Consider the following 15022-nt stretch of genomic DNA (forward strand, 5'->3'; position numbering starts at 1 on the left):
TTCGCGCCTCAGCCCAGCTCCGCGGTTTCGCCACCCAGCGGGTGGCTCGGCGGGATGATCAGGACCTTGTCGATCCGCCGCCCGTCCATGTCGACCACCTCGAAGCGCCAGCCCTGCCAGCTGAAGCAGTCGCCCGCATCCGGGATCCGGCCGAGCTGGGAGAGGACGAACCCGGCCAGGCGCTGATAATCGTCATGGTGCTCGAGCAACCCTTCCAGGCCGATCGTGTGCTCGACGTCGTGGATGGGCATCAGGCCGTCGACCAGCCAGGAGCCGTCCTCACGCCGCTGTGCCTCGTAGGAATCCTCGGCCCCGGCCTCGGCGATGTCCCCGGCGATCGCCGCCAGAAGGTCGGAGGGCGTGACGATGCCCTCGAATGCGCCGTACTCGTCCACCACCACCGCCAAGTGCACCGGCGCATCCTTGAACAGGCGCACCAGCCGCCCGGCGTCGATCGTGTCGGGCACGATCGGGGGTTGGAACAGGCGCAGGCTTTCGCCGACCGTGCCGCCGCTCGCGGCCTTACCCGCCAGATCCTTGGCCTGGACGATGCCCAGAATCTCCTCCTCGTCGCCCAGCACCGGAAAGCGTGAGCGCCCGGACGAGGCCATGGCGGCGATCGCGTCGGCGATCGGCATGGCAGCCGGCAGGCTCACCACCTCCACCCTCGGGGTCATGATCGCGCGGACCGGCAGGTCGTTGATGCGCAGGAGGCCTTCCATCATGGAGCCGGCCTCCTCGTCGATCACGCCCGCGGCCCGGCTCTCGGAGATCAGCAGCGCCACCTCCTGCTCGGTCGGGGCCTCGCGCACCTCCTTGGGCAGGCGCAGGAGCCGGAGCACGGTGTTGGTCGAGTATTCCAGCAGCCAGACCACCGGTGCCGCCACCTTGCCCAGGAGGATCATGGGGGCTGCGACGAACGCGGCGATCCGCTCGGCGAACTGGAGCGCCAGGCGCTTGGGCACCAGCTCGCCCACCACCAGCGACAGCCAGGTGATGCCGGCCACCACGAGCCCGAAGGCGATCGGCGTGGCATACTCGCCGGCGATCGGCGCAATCCAGGCGGCGACGTAGCCGGACAGGGTGGCGCCGCCATAGGCGCCGGCGACGATGCCGACCAGGGTGATGCCGATCTGGACGGTGGACAGGAGGCGGGAAGGGTTGTCCTGCAGCTTGAGCGCCAGGCCCGCCGCCTTGCTGCCCTCGTCCGCAGCCGTCTGGAGCCGGGCCCGCTTCGCCCGGACCATCGCCATCTCCGCCATGGCGAAGAACCCGTTGAGCAGCACCAGGGCCACCACGACCAGAAGCTCGAACACCTACCCTCGCAGAAGGTCGTCACCGACGCTTCTAGGATGTGGTTTCCCTGGCGCATAGGGAAGCCCGCATCGCACCTGCAGGTGGATGGCCGTCGCGTCATGCTCGGCCCGCAGATAGGTTCGGCAGGGCTGGGCGAGCGCGGAGCGGTGGCGGTGGGCCAGGTCGATGGTGCCTATTGGGGCGGTGTCGGGCGGATGCTGCTGGTCGTCTCCATGTGGAGCACGTCCGGCCTGTTTGTCCGCGTGATCGACGGGGCGGAGCCGTTCCAGGTCAATGCCGGGCGCTGCCTGGTGTCGGCCTGCCTCCTGGCCCTGTTCCTGATCTGGCGGCACGGGCCACGCTGGCGCGCCGCGTTCCGCGCCATTCCCTGGCAGGCCCATCTCCTGGTCGTCGGGTTCTTCGTGATCGGTACGCCGATCTACATCTTCGCCCTGTCGACAACCAGCGTGGCCAAGGTGGCGGTGATCGCCGCCAGCTCGCCGATCTTCGCCGCGGTGCTCGGGCGGCTGATCACCAAGGAGCGCAGCGCTCCGGGCATCTGGCTGGCAGCACTGATGGCTCTCGCCGGGGTGGCCATCCTGTTCCTCGACGACCTGCGCCGCTTCGGCAGCCTCAATCTGGGCGATCTCGCGGCGCTCGGGGTGGCCATCACCTTCGCGGGCCAGATCGTGGCACTGCGCCGCTGGCACCATCTGGAAATGCTTCCCTCGGCAGTGCTGGCCAATCTCGCGGCGGTGCCCGTCAGCCTGCTGCTGGCCGGCAGCATCACCGTGAGCCTGCACGATGCCGGGATCATGGCGCTGATGGGTCTGATCGGCTTGGCCGTGCCGTTCGTGCTGATCATGGAGGGGGTCAAGCACGTCCCGGCGGTGCCGCTCGTGCTGGTCTCGCTCCTGGATGTGCTGGTGAGCCCGGCCTGGGTGTGGCTGTTCATGGACGAGGTGCCCAGGCCGACCACCGTGCTCGGAGGCACCGCGATCGTGGCGGCGGTGGTCCTGGCAACCGTCCTGGGACGGCGGCCGAAGCCGGCGCTGTCGGCACCAGCTCCGGCGGGACCTGCCTAGCCGTTCCGCCAGGCGGTGACGAAGGCCCGCGCGCGTTCCGCCACTGCCGCGGCATCCATGCCGGGCTTGTAGAGGGCCGAGCCCAGGCCAAAGCCGTTGGCGCCGGCGGCACGATAGACAGCCATGCTGTCCGGCTCGATTCCGCCCACCGGGAAGACCGGCATAGTCCTGGGCAGGACCGCGCGCAGCGCCTTGACCACCCTGGGCGGGATCATCTCGGCCGGGAACAGCTTCAGCCCGTCCGTGCCGGCGTCGATCGCGGCGAAGGCCTCGGTGGGGGTGGCGACACCCGGCAGGGTCAGGAGGCCCCGCGCCTTAGCGGCCCGGATCAGGGCCGGGTCGCCATGCGGGGTCACCATCAGCCGGCCGCCGGCCTGGACCAGGCGGTCCAGGTCCGCCGTCGTGCGCATCGTCCCGGCACCCACCAGGGTGTCGGCGCCGAACTCGCCGGCCAGCCGGGCAATGCTCTCGAACGGCTCTGGCGAGTTCAGCGGCACCTCCAGGATCGCGAATCCGGCCTCGACCAGCGCCCGGCCGATCGGCAGCACCTCGTCCGGCTGGATGCCGCGCAGGATGGCGACCAGGGGCAGACGGTCGGTGAAGCTGGCAAGCTCGGTCACGGGCAGGACTCCTAGATCAGGCCGGCCAGCCGGGCGATGCGCAGCTGGCCGAGGAAGGCGGCATCAGGATGGGCGGTCTCGGTGGCGATGCCGAGGATGCCGGCTGCCTCGGCATAGCGCTGCGCCAGCGTTGCCCCGCCCACCACGATCAGCCCGTCCGCAGCCGTGCCGAACTCGTCGGTGGCCTCCACCAATTCGGTGCCGATCACGAGGCCCGAGAGCCAGGCTGGTCCGGTATCAGTGGCGAGCTCGCCGAACAGGGCCAGGGCGCGGGCCCCGAACAGCCGGCGCAGCAGCCCGCCACCGGTGCGATCCGCCGCCCGGCGCACCCCTTGGGCAAACGCCGCCGCATCGAACGGGTCGGGCTCGTCCAGGGAAGGCATGGTATGGCGCAGGATGGTGTGCCGGCGCAGGGCCGCGAACAGCTCGCCGGTCAGGTAGCTGGCAAAGCTCACGATCCTGCCGCCCTCGACCTGGACCCACTTCGAATGGGTGCCGGGCAGCACGAACAGTCCGGCACCCTCGCCGACGCAGCCCAGGATCTGGGTCTCCTCGCCGCGCATCACGTCCGGGATGCCCGCAGGATTACGGTACGACATGCCGGGCACGATGTGCAGCATGCTGCCATCGGCGGTGGTGAAGTGAAGCAGGCCGTGCGCGATCTCGGCAGCGTCGCCCGGGCAGGCGACATAGGCCGCCTCGCGCCAGCCGGTCCTGGCCCCCACCATCCCCGACGCCAGCACCGGCAGGTCCGGATGGGCGTTGCGCCAGCGACCGGTCGCCGCGGCAAAGGCGGTATCGAACCCGCCCGGCGGCAGGCTGGTGATACCGTGGGACGAGGCATAGCGGTCCAGAATCGTGCCGTCCGGCCCGACCAAGGCCGCGCGCAGGGAACTGGTGCCCCAGTCCAGGCCGATCAGCGCCGCCACCTCATTCCTCCTCCTGCCGTGCTGCCGCGCGGACGCTAGCCTCTTGCCCGTGGCGGCGAAAGCGCCGAAGCGGCAGGCCGAAGCCAAGGCGTCCAGCCGCCTCGGCCGATCCTGCGCGTGTCGATGAAAGGAAGCGATGTTGACGAACGTGGTGGCGGTGGGCCTGACCACTCAAGGCCAGGACGGCCGGCCGGACAGCCTCTTGCCGAAGCTCCAGGCGATCCGGGCCGCCGGTGCCGACGCCGCCGAGATCGCGCTGTACGATCTGGACGTGGTGGCCGGCGGTCGGCCATTGGAGCGGCAGTTCGCGCGGGTCCTGGAGATCGCATCCGAGTTCGCGCTGCGCTACTCCGTCCATGGGCCGATTGCCTCCAACCCCTGGGACCTGCGCCATCGCGAGATCCACGAGGCGGTGGCGGCAGCACACCTGACGATGGCCGGTCGGCTCGGCGCCGGGATCTATGTGCAGCATTCCGGGCGCACCGTACATGCGACCGGGCCGGAACTGGCGGCGCTGCGTGCCCAGGAGCGCGACTTCCTGCGGCGCCTGGGTGATCTCGCCGGCCGCATGGGCGTGACCGTCGTCGTGGAGAACCTGTTCGGCGAGCGGCCGGGCGACCTCACCCAGTTGCCGCACGAGGTGGCCGAGCAGGTGGCGGAGGTCGACCATCCGCATGTGCGGGTGCTGATCGACTTCAGCCATGCCTATCAGGAGGCGACGAGGCGCGGCGTCGATGCCTGGGCCTCGGTGCGCCAGGCGGCACCGCTCACCGCCCATCTCCATGTCCATGACAGCTTCGGCCGGACCGCCACCATGCTGGGTCATACCCGCTCGGAGACGGTCGCGTTCGGCATGGGTGACCTGCACCTGCCGCCCGGCTGGGGCGACATCCCGTGGGAGATGCTGTTCGGCGAGCTGCGCTTCCTGCCGGGCACCATCGCCAATGTCGAGCTGCCGGCGCGCTATGCCGAGCACGCGCCCGAGGTCGTGGCTCAGGTACGGGCGATGGTGGGGCTGGGCCGATGAGGGGGCGACGATTCTAGCCAGGGCGATGGCCAGTGTCGGCTGAACAGGCTTCGTCCTCAGAGCGTTTGAAAAAATGTGCTCAGTGGCTGAAGCAGGCTGCTCATAGCGACGTGGATGAAAGCTCGGGAGACGTCGGCCTGGCCTCGCAGCCGCGCCCCGGGCGGCACCAGCGGACCATCCAGCCGAACGCTCTTTCCACCACCCATCATCCGTCAGCAGGCGGATGCTCCGCTACCCTAAGGGAGAGCGGTCAGCAGACCGTCAAGGCGGCGTGGCAGGAGCTTGCGGCCTGGCTCCTGATCGAGCCGGCGGACGATCTCGACCACGAAGTCGAGGAAGGTGGCCTTGCGCATCGGTCTGCCGCGGTCATGGGCGCCATCGGCGAACAGGTGCTCGAGCCAGGGCCACCGCTTGCGGATGGCGGTGAGGATGGTCCGAGCGCCTGCACTATCCGAGACATCAACGCTTCAGCCACCGCCGATGCCGGTATTGACCTCACCGGTGCCGCCGCAGGTCGGGCAGGCCTTGCCGTCGACCTTGCCGCTGCCGCTGCAGGTGGGGCAGAGATTCTCGCCGGTCCCGGGCGTGCCGGGCGGGGCCTCGTCGCCCGGCGACGGTTCCGGTGTCGAGGGGGTGGCAGGCATCTGCTGGCTCCTCCTGGCTCGCGCGGCTGGTTTGCCGCTGGTGGATGAACGGCGTCCGCCCGGATGCGTTCCGGGCGGACGCCGTCTCCGTCAGAGCCAGATGTCGGAGGTGCAGTCCCCGCCGGGATAGCGCGTCTCATGGGCGCGGGCCGGCCCCTTCGGCTCCTTGCCGAAGTCGACGAAGAATTCCCGGTTGATCGACATGCCGCCCTTCTCGGTGTCGCAGTCGATCTGCACCATGCAGGAGCCCTGGTCGTCCATGGCCGGGTAGAACTGGTTGTCCCAGGCCGAGAGCAGGCTGGTGGTGCAGTAGAGCCGCTTGCCGTCCAGCGAGAGCTGCAACATCTGCGGCCCGCCCGCGACCTTGCGCCCGTTCACCTCCGGCGCCTTGCCGAGCATGCCGCCGATCCAGACCTGGCCGGTGAGCTTCGGGTTGGCCGGGTCGCTGATGTCGTACTGGCGCAGGTCGCCATGCAGCCAGTTCGAGAAATACATGAACCGGTCGTCCATCGACAGCAGGATGTCGGTGATCAGCGGCGGCAGCGGCACCGGGAAGCCCTCGATCTCGACCGGCTCCTCCTGGATCACCTTGTCGAGCTGCCAGCCCTGGCCGTTCTTGTGCCAGTGCCAGACGTTGGAGGAGAGCGCCACGCCGACATAGCCATGGGTGCTGACCGGGTCGTGGTGGAACCGGACCTCCAGCGGGATCATGCCGTCCGTGCCGAGATCGTAGGACTTCTCGACCCGCCGGCCCTCGAAGTCCCAGAAATGGATCTGGCTGCCGTAGCGCTTGCCGACATCCTCCAGCTTGAACCCACCGAAGAAGGCGTTGGGCGCGCCGAACTCGGAGGACACCATCACGTTGTGACGCGGCTGGTACCAGAAGTCGTAGCCGTACTTCATGGCGCCGAGATCCTTCTCCCAGCGCCCGGTGATGTTGAAATCCTGGTCCATGGTGAGGAAGCCGCCCGGACCCTCGCCGTCGGCATTGCCCAGCATGGAGATGATGATCTCCTTGCCCAGGCAATGGATGGTGTGGGGCGCGGTCAACCCGGTCTTGGCGATCACCTCTTCCGGCTCGATCACCTTGTGCAGCTTGGGCGCACGCGGGTCGGCCGTGTCGACGATGTGGATGCGGCTGGACTTGAAGCCCGGCACCACCAGGAAACGACGCTCGGCCGAGGCGTCGCCATGGCAGGACGAGCAGGCGTTCCAGCCGAAATGATGGAGCTCGTCGCCCTTGTTCGGCATTTCCAGCCGGTGGATGACCTGGCTGTAGGTGGGGCTGGCCGGATCGGCGTCGACGGTCGCCAGATAGTCCGGCGCATCGACCTTGCTGCCGGTATAGAGGCCGATCGTGTAGAGCAGCTTCTCGCGCGGGGCTGCCATCGCGTCCTTGGGCGAGGCGAAGCCCGGCCCGCAGCAATGCGGGGCGTCATGGTGATGGCCGTTGGACGTCATCGTCTACCTCTTGCTTGTCCCGACAGGCGCGGCATGCACCTAAATACACAAAAATTTTGTGCTTAATTTCATTCTACGCCTGCATTCACGCCAAGCATAGGCATCGGAAAATTATACAGTATATTGTTTGTTATATATGAACATGCATCCAGCCTTTGCCTTCATCAGTCGTCGCCGGTCCTTGTGCGGTATCGTGACAGGGACCCGAATGGACGCCGCCGTACCGATCGAGGATAAGCCATCTTCTGGAAGAAGCGAGCAGATTCGCAACGGCGGCGAGGAGCTTCGATGCGGCCTGTTCTTGGCAGGATCTGGGCTCCGGCACCGACTGGCTTGACCGCAATCTTGGCAACGACATCCTGCTGGAACGTGCCAGGGATGGTCTCCTTGCGGCCATCCTCGACCGGACCATCGACCGCGGCCAGCGTGATGACTGAAGCTGCCGGGCGTCACTGGACTCGCCCCTGCCGACTTCACCGGCTGAGGCGGCCCGGCAAGCCGCGCCAGCCTGCCAGGGGGGAACTCGCTGGTGGAAGGCTGGTTCACCTGTCGGGACCAAGCGGCGAGGGGCGATGGCGATGAGCGGGACCGTCGGGGACTTCTTCTGGGAGCGCCTGAAGCAGTGGGGTGTCCGCCACGTGTTCGGCTATCCGGGCGACGGCATCAACGGCCTGCTGGGTGCCCTGCAGCGCCGCGACGGGGACATCAAGTTCGTCCAGGCGCGTCATGAAGAGATGGCTGCGTTCATGGCGTCGGCCTATGCCAAGTACACGGGCGAACTCGGCGTGTGCCTCGCCACGTCGGGGCCGGGCGCGTCGCACCTGCTGACCGGCCTCTACGACGCCCGCCTCGACCATGTGCCGGTGCTGGCGATCGCCGGCCAGCAGGCGCGCACCGCGGTAGGTGCCCACTACCAGCAGGAACTCGACCTGGTCTCGATGTTCAAGGACGTGGCGGGGACCTTCGTCCAGCAGGCCTCGGTGCCGGGCCAGGTGCGCCACCTGATCGACCGTGCGGTCCGCATGGCGATCGGTGAGCGCCGGGTGACCGCACTGGTCTTTCCCAACGACCTGCAGGAGGAGCCCTACCAGGAGCCGCCCCGCCAGCATGGCGCCGTGTTCAGCGGGGTCGGCTACCGGCGGCCGCTGGTGGTGCCGTTCGAGGAGGATCTGCATCGCGCCGCCGAGGTGCTGAACGCCGGCGAGAAGGTGGCGATCCTGGTAGGTGCTGGTGCGCTCGGTGCCACCGACGAGGTGATCGAGGTGGCGGAGCGTCTGGGTGCCGGTGTGGCCAAGGCCCTGTTGGGCAAGGCAGCGCTACCCGACGACCTGCCGTTCGTCACCGGCTCGATCGGCCTGCTCGGCACGCCGGCCAGCTGGGATCTCATGAGCAACTGCGACACGCTCCTGATGGTGGGTTCGGGCTTCCCCTACTCGGAGTTCCTGCCCAAGGAGGGCCAGGCGCGCGGCGTCCAGATCGACCTGGAGCCGGGCATGCTGTCGGCGCGCTACCCGATGGAGGTCAACCTCCAGGGCGATGCGGCGCATACGCTGCGCCTGCTCCTGCCCATGCTCCGGCCGAAGACCGACCGCTCGTGGCGGGAGAGTGTGGAGGCGAGCGTGGCCATGAGCTGGCAGACGCTGGAGGCGCGCGCCATGCAGCCGGCCGATCCGGTCAACCCGCAGCGCGTCTTCTGGGAATTGTCGCCACGCATCCCGGACCGGGCGATTCTGTCCTCGGATTCCGGTTCCTGCGCCAACTGGTATGCCCGCGACCTGAAGATGCGCCGCGGGATGATGGCCTCGCTCTCCGGCGGCCTCGCCTGCATGGGTGCCGCGGTACCCTATGCGATCGCCGCCAAGTTCGCCCATCCCGACCGCCCGGTGATTGCCATGGTCGGCGACGGCGCCATGCAGATGAACAATATGGCCGAGCTGATCACCGTGGCGAAATACTGGCGGGAATGGGCGAATCCCACCTGGGTCTGCATGGTGCTGAACAACCAGGACCTGAACCAGGTCACCTGGGAGCAGCGGGTCATGGAGGGCAATCCCAAGTTCGAGGTGACGCAGAACATTCCCGACGTGCCCTATCATCGCTTCGCGGAGCTCATCGGCCTGCGCGGCATCTTCGTCGATCATCCCGACCAGATGGCCCCGGCCTGGGAGGCAGCGCTCGGCTCGGACGTGCCGGTGGTGCTGGAAGTGCGGACCGACCCCAACGTGCCGCCCCTGCCGCCGCACATCACCCTCGCACAGGCGAAGAACTTCATGTTCTCGACGCCGTTCGACCCGGAGGCTGGCAGCGTGATCGTCAACACGGCCCGCGAGGTGCTGGGCTCGGTGCTGCCGGGCGGGCGCCGGAATTCCTGAGCCTCGGTCCTGGTCTCGCCACCCGGACCCTCCTGACAGCTCGATCCGGAGGCTGTTAGGGTTGCGGCCGTGACAACGGTCGAGGGGAGCCGCGCCATGTCCGACCAGCCGCCGCTCATCCGCACCGTCGCCATGCCGGCCGATACCAACCCGGCGGGCGACATCTTCGGCGGCTGGCTGATGGCGCACATGGACCTAGCCGCCGGCAGCATGGCGACCAGACGCGCCTGCGGCCGCACGGTGACGGTGGCAGTGGACGGGATGAGCTTTTTGAGCCCGGTGCTGGTGGGCGACGAGGTCAGCTTCCATGGCGAGATCCTGTCCACCGGGCGCAGCTCGATGAAGATCCGCATCGAGGCGTGGCGGCGCCCGCGCGAGAGCGACGAGCGGACCCGGGTGACCGAGGCGGTCTTCACCTTCGTCGCGATCGACGCGGAGCGGCGCCCGCGGGCACTGCCTCCTTTCGACGGAGCGGCCGCCGGGGGCTGAGGGACCTCCGGAGCGCAGGGTCCTGCGCTCCGGCGCCTCAGGCAGGCCGATCTGCGCTGCCGTCGCTGTAGCGGCGCCCTATCTAGGTTCGTGCGGGACGTGGGAGAGGATGATGCTGGAACAGTTCGATGCGCTGCTGCTGGCCAGACTCCAGTTTGCGTTCACCGTGTCGTTCCACTTCATCTTCCCGTCCTTCTCGATCGGGCTCGCCAGCTACCTCGCCGTGCTGGAGGGGTTGTGGCTGTGGACAGGCCGCGAGGTCTATCTCCGCCTGTTCAAGTACTGGGTGAAGATCTTCGCGCTCGCCTTCGGCATGGGCGTCGTCTCGGGCATCGTGATGTCCTACCAGTTCGGCACCAACTGGTCGGTATTCTCGGACCGGGCGGGGCCGGTGATCGGCCCGCTCATGGCCTATGAGGTGCTGACCGCCTTCTTCCTGGAAGCGGGCTTCCTGGGGGTGATGCTGTTCGGCATGAACCGGGTCGGCCGGGCGCTGCACTACACGGCGACGCTGGCCGTGGCGGTGGGCACCTTCATCTCCGCCTTCTGGATCCTGTCGGTCAACAGCTGGATGCACACGCCCACCGGCTATGCGTTCAACGAGGTCGGCCAGTTCGTGCCCTTGGACTGGTGGACGATCATCTTCAATCCGTCCTTCCCCTACCGCCTGATGCACACGGTGATGGCCGCCTATCTGACCACGGCGCTGGTGGTGGGCGCGGTCGGCGCGTTCCACCTGCTGCGCGACCGGATCAACGAGGGGGCCCGGGTGATGTTCACCATGGCGATCGGCATGATCGCCGTGGCGGCGCCCGTGCAGATCTTCCTGGGCGACCAGCACGGGCTGAACACGCTGGAGCACCAGCCGATCAAGATCATGGCCATGGAGGGCCATTTCGAGAGCCATCCGGATGGCGCGCCGCTGGTGCTGTTCGGCCTGCCGAACGAGGCGGAGGGCAAGGTGGACTATGCGGTCTCCGTGCCCAAGCTGTCGTCTCTGATCCTCAAGCACAGCCTGGACGCGCCGCTGGACGGGCTCGACACCGTCCCGCGGGAGGAATGGCCGCCCGTGGCGGTGGTGTTCTGGTCATTCCGCATCATGGTGGGGCTGGGCATGCTGATGCTGCTCCTGGGGGCGACAGGAGTGGTCGCCTATTTCAGAGGTGGGCTCTACCACTGGCGGCCGCTGCACTACTTGGCGCTGGCCATGGGGCCGGCGGGCTTCATTGCGGTGATCGCCGGATGGGTGACGACCGAGGTCGGCCGGCAGCCCTATACCGTCTATGGCATGCTGCGCACGGCGGACTCGGTGTCGCCGCTGGAAGCGCCCGCGGTCGCGGCCTCGCTGCTGATGTTCATCGTGATCTACTTCACCGTGTTCTCGGTAGGGACCTTCTACATCCTGAAGCTGATGGGGCACGCGCCCTATACCGGTGAGCCCGGGCCGGAGCGCGAGATCGGGCCGCATCGCGCGGCTGGCATCACGCCGGCACCGGCAGTCAGTCCCGAGCGGACGATCGGCGGCCGCAGCTCGGAGGTCCGGACATGATCGAACTCGACCTCACTGTCGTCTGGGCGTTCGTGATCGCGTTCGCCGTCTTCGCCTATGTCGTCATGGACGGGTTCGACCTGGGCATCGGCATCCTGTTTCCGCTGTTCCCGGGGGGACGCGAGCGGGACAGCGCCATCAACTCGGTGGCACCGGTCTGGGACGGGAACGAAACCTGGCTGGTGCTGGGCGGCGGCGGGCTGATGGCGGCCTTTCCGCTGGCCTATGCGATCATCCTGCCGGCCCTCTACGCGCCGCTCATCGCCATGCTGCTGGGCCTGATCCTGCGCGGCGTGGCCTTCGAGTTCCGCTGGCGCGACCCGGCACACCGACCCTGGTGGGACTTCAGCTTCACCCTGGGCTCGATCGTCGCGACCCTGGCCCAGGGCATCACGCTGGGCGCGCTGCTGCAGGGCATCACCGTGGAGGGGCGCAGCTATGCGGGCGGCTGGTGGGACTGGCTGACGCCGTTCAGCGTCCTGGTCGGCGTCAGCCTGGTGATCGGCTATGCGCTGTTGGGTGCCACTTGGCTGATCATGAAGTCGGAGGACCGGCTGCAGGAACACTGCTACCGGCTGGCCCGCATCCTGGGGCCGCTCCTGGTGGCCTGCATCGTCCTGGTCAGCCTGTTCACGCCGTTCCTGAGCGAGGCCTACTACCGCAACTGGTTCAGCTTCCCGCGGGTGCTGTTCGCCGCCCAGGTGCCGCTCCTGGTGGCGATCGGCGCGGTGGTGTTCTTCGTGGCGCTGGCCCGGCGCTGGGAGTACTGGCCGTTCCTGAGCACGCTGGCCTTGTTCGCGCTGGGCCTGATCGGGCTGGGCGTGAGCATGTTCCCCTACGTGATCCCGGGTGCCGTCACCATCTGGGACGCGGCGTCTCCGGCCAAGAGCCAGCTGTTCATGCTGGTGGGTGCGTCGGTGCTGATTCCGATCATCCTGATCTATACCGGCTATTCCTATTGGGTGTTCCGCGGCAAGACCGGTCATGAGGGCTACCATTGACCGAGCCCCGACGAGGGGGAGGCTGGGGGCGCCGACTCCTGTGGTTCGTCGGCCTTTGGCTGGCGGGCGTGGCCACCGTGTCGGTGCTGGGCTTCGTGCTGCGCCTCTGGCTCACCTGAGCCGGCAGTAGATCGCCGCCGCATTTCGAGCTCCTCGAGGTTGAAACCGGCAGGCCACGCAGCAAGGTATGCCGTGCGCCGCCATACTCTGGCAGGTGGCGCAAGCCAGCACCTGCCCGGATTCTAGCATCGCGCCTGCAGGAAGGTCGGCAAGGCGGGGACGATCATGACGAGGGGTGTGGCAGGCAGGCGATCGGCAGGACGATCCTGCCGGGCCGGCGCAGTGCCCGGCGGTGCGGCATGAGCGGCGGCCCGGCCGGTGAGGCGGCTCGGCACTGCCTGGCTGTCGTCACCGAGATGGCGGCCGCCCTGACGACCAGCACCCGGCTGGCCCGACCCGGCCAGGACCACCCAGCGGCGGCGGGCTGGATCCGGGCGCAGCCCTGGGCCAGCCAGCTGTGGCCTGACTTGACACACAATCCCTACCAGGACCTGAGCGTCGCCGCGTGGCTGCGCAGTCGCGCCCTGGGGCTGGAGCAGCCACGCCCCGCGCGGGTCCAGGTCTTCCAGAGTGGCCATCTCTGGCCCAAGGGCGAGCCGGAGATCCGCTTTGCCATCGGCGCACTGGAGTTCCTCAGCCGGCTGCAGACCACCAGCGGTCATGCCGACCGGGTGCTGGACCGCTTCGAGGAAGTGCGCTCGGCAGCGCAATGGCGCTTCGACATCGAGCATCCACTGCGGCTGGGCCGCTGCCCGCACCTGGACCTGGATGATTTTGCCGCGGTCCGGGCCGAGGCGCTGTGCCGGGCGGGTTGCCGGCTCCACCATGAGATGGGCAGGCTTCGGCGGGCGGACGAGGATCGGGCCGCAGTCGCGGGTCGCATCTCAGACGAAGATGGCAGCAGCACCGATCCTGGGGCACTGAACGAGCTGGTCGAGGTGGCGGCCCGGATGCCGCGGACCCTGGCCCAGTTGGCGCCGATATGGCCGGCCCTGCGGTCGGCGTTCCGGCGTGGCCAGCAGAGCCGGCTGCTGACCGAGCTGCCGGTCTGGCTGCTGGACCTGCTGCGCGAGGTGCCGGAGCCGAGGCTGGAGGGGCTGGCTTGGGATGGGGTCGCGGACGTACCGGCCAGCCGGCTCCAGCAGCTGACCGCAGCCTATATCGCCGCCTTCGGCGCGGCCGGAAATCCCTGGTGGCTGGACGGCTGGCAAATGGCCGTGGAGCATCTGGACGGGGCTCCTGCACGACGCGGCTCGCCCGCCGGCTGAAGCGGCGGCCGGCGCCCCCGCCAGTCAGGACGACCCGTCAGCGTGACGCGGTGAGTGACCCGGCGCAGGTCGACTGGAGGCCTCGGCAGTGCCTATTCCAGCAGGGGCTGATGCTGGCTCGTCAGGTGGCTGCTGTCCAGGAACAGCTCGGTTGGCCAGTCCGCTCCATGGTCGGTGTCGTTGAAGTCGAACATGCAGTGCTGGTCGACCAGGGCCAGATAGCGCGCATGGCGCTGGGCGAAGTCCCGGCGGAACAGTTCGGCCGCGCGCGGATGGACCGGCGGGTTGAAGCTGATCCTCGAGGAGGCGGCTGCGGGGAACTTCTGATCTCCCCGCCGTCGTCGCTGCATCGAGTGCGTCATGGCCGAGTTCGACGTGTCCGAGTGCCTGGCCTGCCGGGTGCTGGGTCAGCACTGCTCGACACAGCCAAGATCCTGAGAGCGCGCTTGGACGAGACGGCAATGACCACCGGCATCCTTGCACTTGCCAGCCGGTATGGCCGCTACGGTTACCGCCGGATCACGACGATGCTGCGTGGGCAGGGTTGGGTGGTGAACGTCGAGCTTGGCGAGCGGATCTGACGGCGGGAGGGGGCTGAAAGGGCCGCACCAGCAGCCGAAGACGGGCCGGCTCTGGCTGAACGACGGATCCTGCATCCGGCTTCGGCCAGAGCAACCGAACCACGTCTGGTCCTACGACTCTGTCGAGGATCGTGCTCACACTGGTGCAGGTTCCGCCTGCTGAACGTCATCGACGAGTTCCCTCGCGAGTGCCTGATCATCCGGATCGGCCGCAAGATCGCATTTATCGAGCCCGGTACCCCGGGGCAGACTGGCTACTGCGAGAGCTTGAACGCAAAGCTCCGGAACGAACCGCTCGACGGCGAGATCTTCTACACGCTGAAAGAGGCCAGGATCGTAATCGAGGGCTGGCGCCGGCACTACAATACCGTCCGCCCGCACCTGAGGTCTTGCTCTGGCCGGCGAACACCGCCGACCAGAGCATCGGCGGTGTTCGCATTGCCACACACGATGGTTCTACTCGTCTGCCGATCTACTTCATGCGCTCGACGATCTCCGCCCACAGCACCAGGTCCCGGCGAAAGTCCGCGAGGTCGGTCTTGGGCCGGCTGCCGTCCTGGATGTGCCGATGGAACTGCTTGAGCTCGGCAGCGAAGGCATCGCTGTAATAGGGGCCGAGGATGCGCTGCCTCACCCCGTC

14 protein-coding genes and 2 pseudogenes are annotated in these 15022 nt (G+C 68.2%); 9 read left to right on the top strand and 7 right to left on the bottom strand.

Annotated elements, in window-relative coordinates; all coding sequences use genetic code 11:
* Positions 1-8: 8 nt before the first annotated feature.
* Positions 9-1316, bottom strand: a complete 1308-nt coding sequence (locus tag VNS22_RS19090) for a hemolysin family protein (RefSeq protein WP_325735229.1) — start codon at positions 1314-1316, stop codon at positions 9-11.
* A 99-nt stretch (positions 1317-1415) separates the two neighbouring features.
* Between VNS22_RS19090 and VNS22_RS19095 the strand changes: the two genes are divergently transcribed.
* A complete protein-coding gene (locus tag VNS22_RS19095) occupies positions 1416-2381 on the top strand; it encodes a DMT family transporter (RefSeq protein WP_325735231.1) in 966 nt (321 codons plus the stop codon).
* On the opposite strand, the gene VNS22_RS19100 is transcribed toward VNS22_RS19095, so the two are convergent.
* Together VNS22_RS19100 and VNS22_RS19105 are read right to left on the bottom strand one after the other, a co-directional pair.
* Positions 2378-3001 (bottom strand): 2-dehydro-3-deoxy-6-phosphogalactonate aldolase, encoded by a 624-nt coding sequence (locus VNS22_RS19100; protein WP_325735232.1) that lies wholly within the window; start codon positions 2999-3001, stop codon positions 2378-2380. The genes VNS22_RS19095 and VNS22_RS19100 overlap by 4 nt on opposite strands.
* Positions 3002-3012: 11 nt before the next feature.
* Positions 3013-3930 carry a 2-dehydro-3-deoxygalactonokinase gene (locus VNS22_RS19105; RefSeq protein ID WP_325735233.1) on the bottom strand — a complete coding sequence of 306 codons (918 nt, stop codon included), beginning with the start codon at positions 3928-3930 and terminating at the stop codon, positions 3013-3015.
* Between the two features lie 148 nt (positions 3931-4078).
* Here VNS22_RS19105 and VNS22_RS19110 point away from each other — a divergent pair, with 148 nt between their 5' ends.
* On the top strand, positions 4079-4957 hold the full coding sequence (locus tag VNS22_RS19110) for a sugar phosphate isomerase/epimerase family protein (protein WP_325735253.1): 879 nt from the start codon (positions 4079-4081) through the stop codon (positions 4955-4957).
* 56 nt (positions 4958-5013) lie between these two features.
* Here VNS22_RS19110 and VNS22_RS19115 read toward each other — a convergent pair.
* The 3 genes and pseudogenes from VNS22_RS19115 to VNS22_RS19125 all read right to left on the bottom strand — a co-directional run.
* Positions 5014-5418 (bottom strand): annotated as a pseudogene (locus VNS22_RS19115) (hypothetical protein); the annotation flags it as partial.
* Positions 5419-5424: 6 nt separating this feature from the next.
* Positions 5425-5601 (bottom strand): hypothetical protein, encoded by a 177-nt coding sequence (locus VNS22_RS19120; RefSeq protein ID WP_325735235.1) that lies wholly within the window; start codon positions 5599-5601, stop codon positions 5425-5427.
* A 90-nt stretch (positions 5602-5691) separates the two neighbouring features.
* Positions 5692-7062, bottom strand: a complete 1371-nt coding sequence (locus tag VNS22_RS19125) for a selenium-binding family protein (protein ID WP_325735237.1) — start codon at positions 7060-7062, stop codon at positions 5692-5694.
* A gap of 578 nt (positions 7063-7640) precedes the next feature.
* Between VNS22_RS19125 and VNS22_RS19130 the strand changes: the two genes are divergently transcribed.
* The 6 genes from VNS22_RS19130 (at position 7641) to VNS22_RS19155 (ending at position 13801) form a co-directional block, all read left to right on the top strand.
* Positions 7641-9434, top strand: a complete 1794-nt coding sequence (locus VNS22_RS19130; RefSeq protein ID WP_325735239.1) for a thiamine pyrophosphate-requiring protein — start codon at positions 7641-7643, stop codon at positions 9432-9434.
* Positions 9435-9530: 96 nt separating this feature from the next.
* Positions 9531-9923: an acyl-CoA thioesterase gene (locus VNS22_RS19135; RefSeq protein ID WP_325735241.1), complete on the top strand. Its 393-nt coding sequence runs from the start codon at positions 9531-9533 to the stop codon at positions 9921-9923.
* A 112-nt stretch (positions 9924-10035) separates the two neighbouring features.
* A complete protein-coding gene (locus VNS22_RS19140; RefSeq protein WP_325735243.1) occupies positions 10036-11472 on the top strand; it encodes a cytochrome ubiquinol oxidase subunit I in 1437 nt (478 codons plus the stop codon).
* Positions 11469-12473 (top strand): cytochrome d ubiquinol oxidase subunit II, encoded by a 1005-nt coding sequence (cydB, locus tag VNS22_RS19145; protein WP_325735245.1) that lies wholly within the window; start codon positions 11469-11471, stop codon positions 12471-12473. The genes VNS22_RS19140 and cydB overlap by 4 nt, the downstream gene beginning before the upstream one ends.
* The gene (locus tag VNS22_RS19150; protein ID WP_325735247.1) at positions 12470-12592 is read left to right on the top strand and encodes a hypothetical protein; all 123 of its coding nucleotides are present in this window, start codon (positions 12470-12472) and stop codon (positions 12590-12592) included. Before cydB ends, VNS22_RS19150 begins: the two co-directional genes overlap by 4 nt.
* A gap of 240 nt (positions 12593-12832) precedes the next feature.
* Positions 12833-13801 (top strand): hypothetical protein, encoded by a 969-nt coding sequence (locus VNS22_RS19155; protein WP_325735249.1) that lies wholly within the window; start codon positions 12833-12835, stop codon positions 13799-13801.
* Between the two features lie 92 nt (positions 13802-13893).
* Here VNS22_RS19155 and VNS22_RS19160 read toward each other — a convergent pair whose 3' ends face one another.
* Positions 13894-14151 (bottom strand): hypothetical protein, encoded by a 258-nt coding sequence (locus tag VNS22_RS19160; protein ID WP_325735255.1) that lies wholly within the window; start codon positions 14149-14151, stop codon positions 13894-13896.
* Here VNS22_RS19160 and VNS22_RS19165 point away from each other — a divergent pair.
* A pseudogene (locus tag VNS22_RS19165) lies at positions 14090-14964 on the top strand (integrase core domain-containing protein); the annotation flags it as partial. The gene VNS22_RS19160 and the pseudogene VNS22_RS19165 overlap by 62 nt on opposite strands.
* Positions 14965-15022 lie beyond the last annotated feature (58 nt).

Source organism: Geminicoccus sp. (assembly GCF_035556675.1).
GTDB lineage: Bacteria > Pseudomonadota > Alphaproteobacteria > Geminicoccales > Geminicoccaceae > Geminicoccus.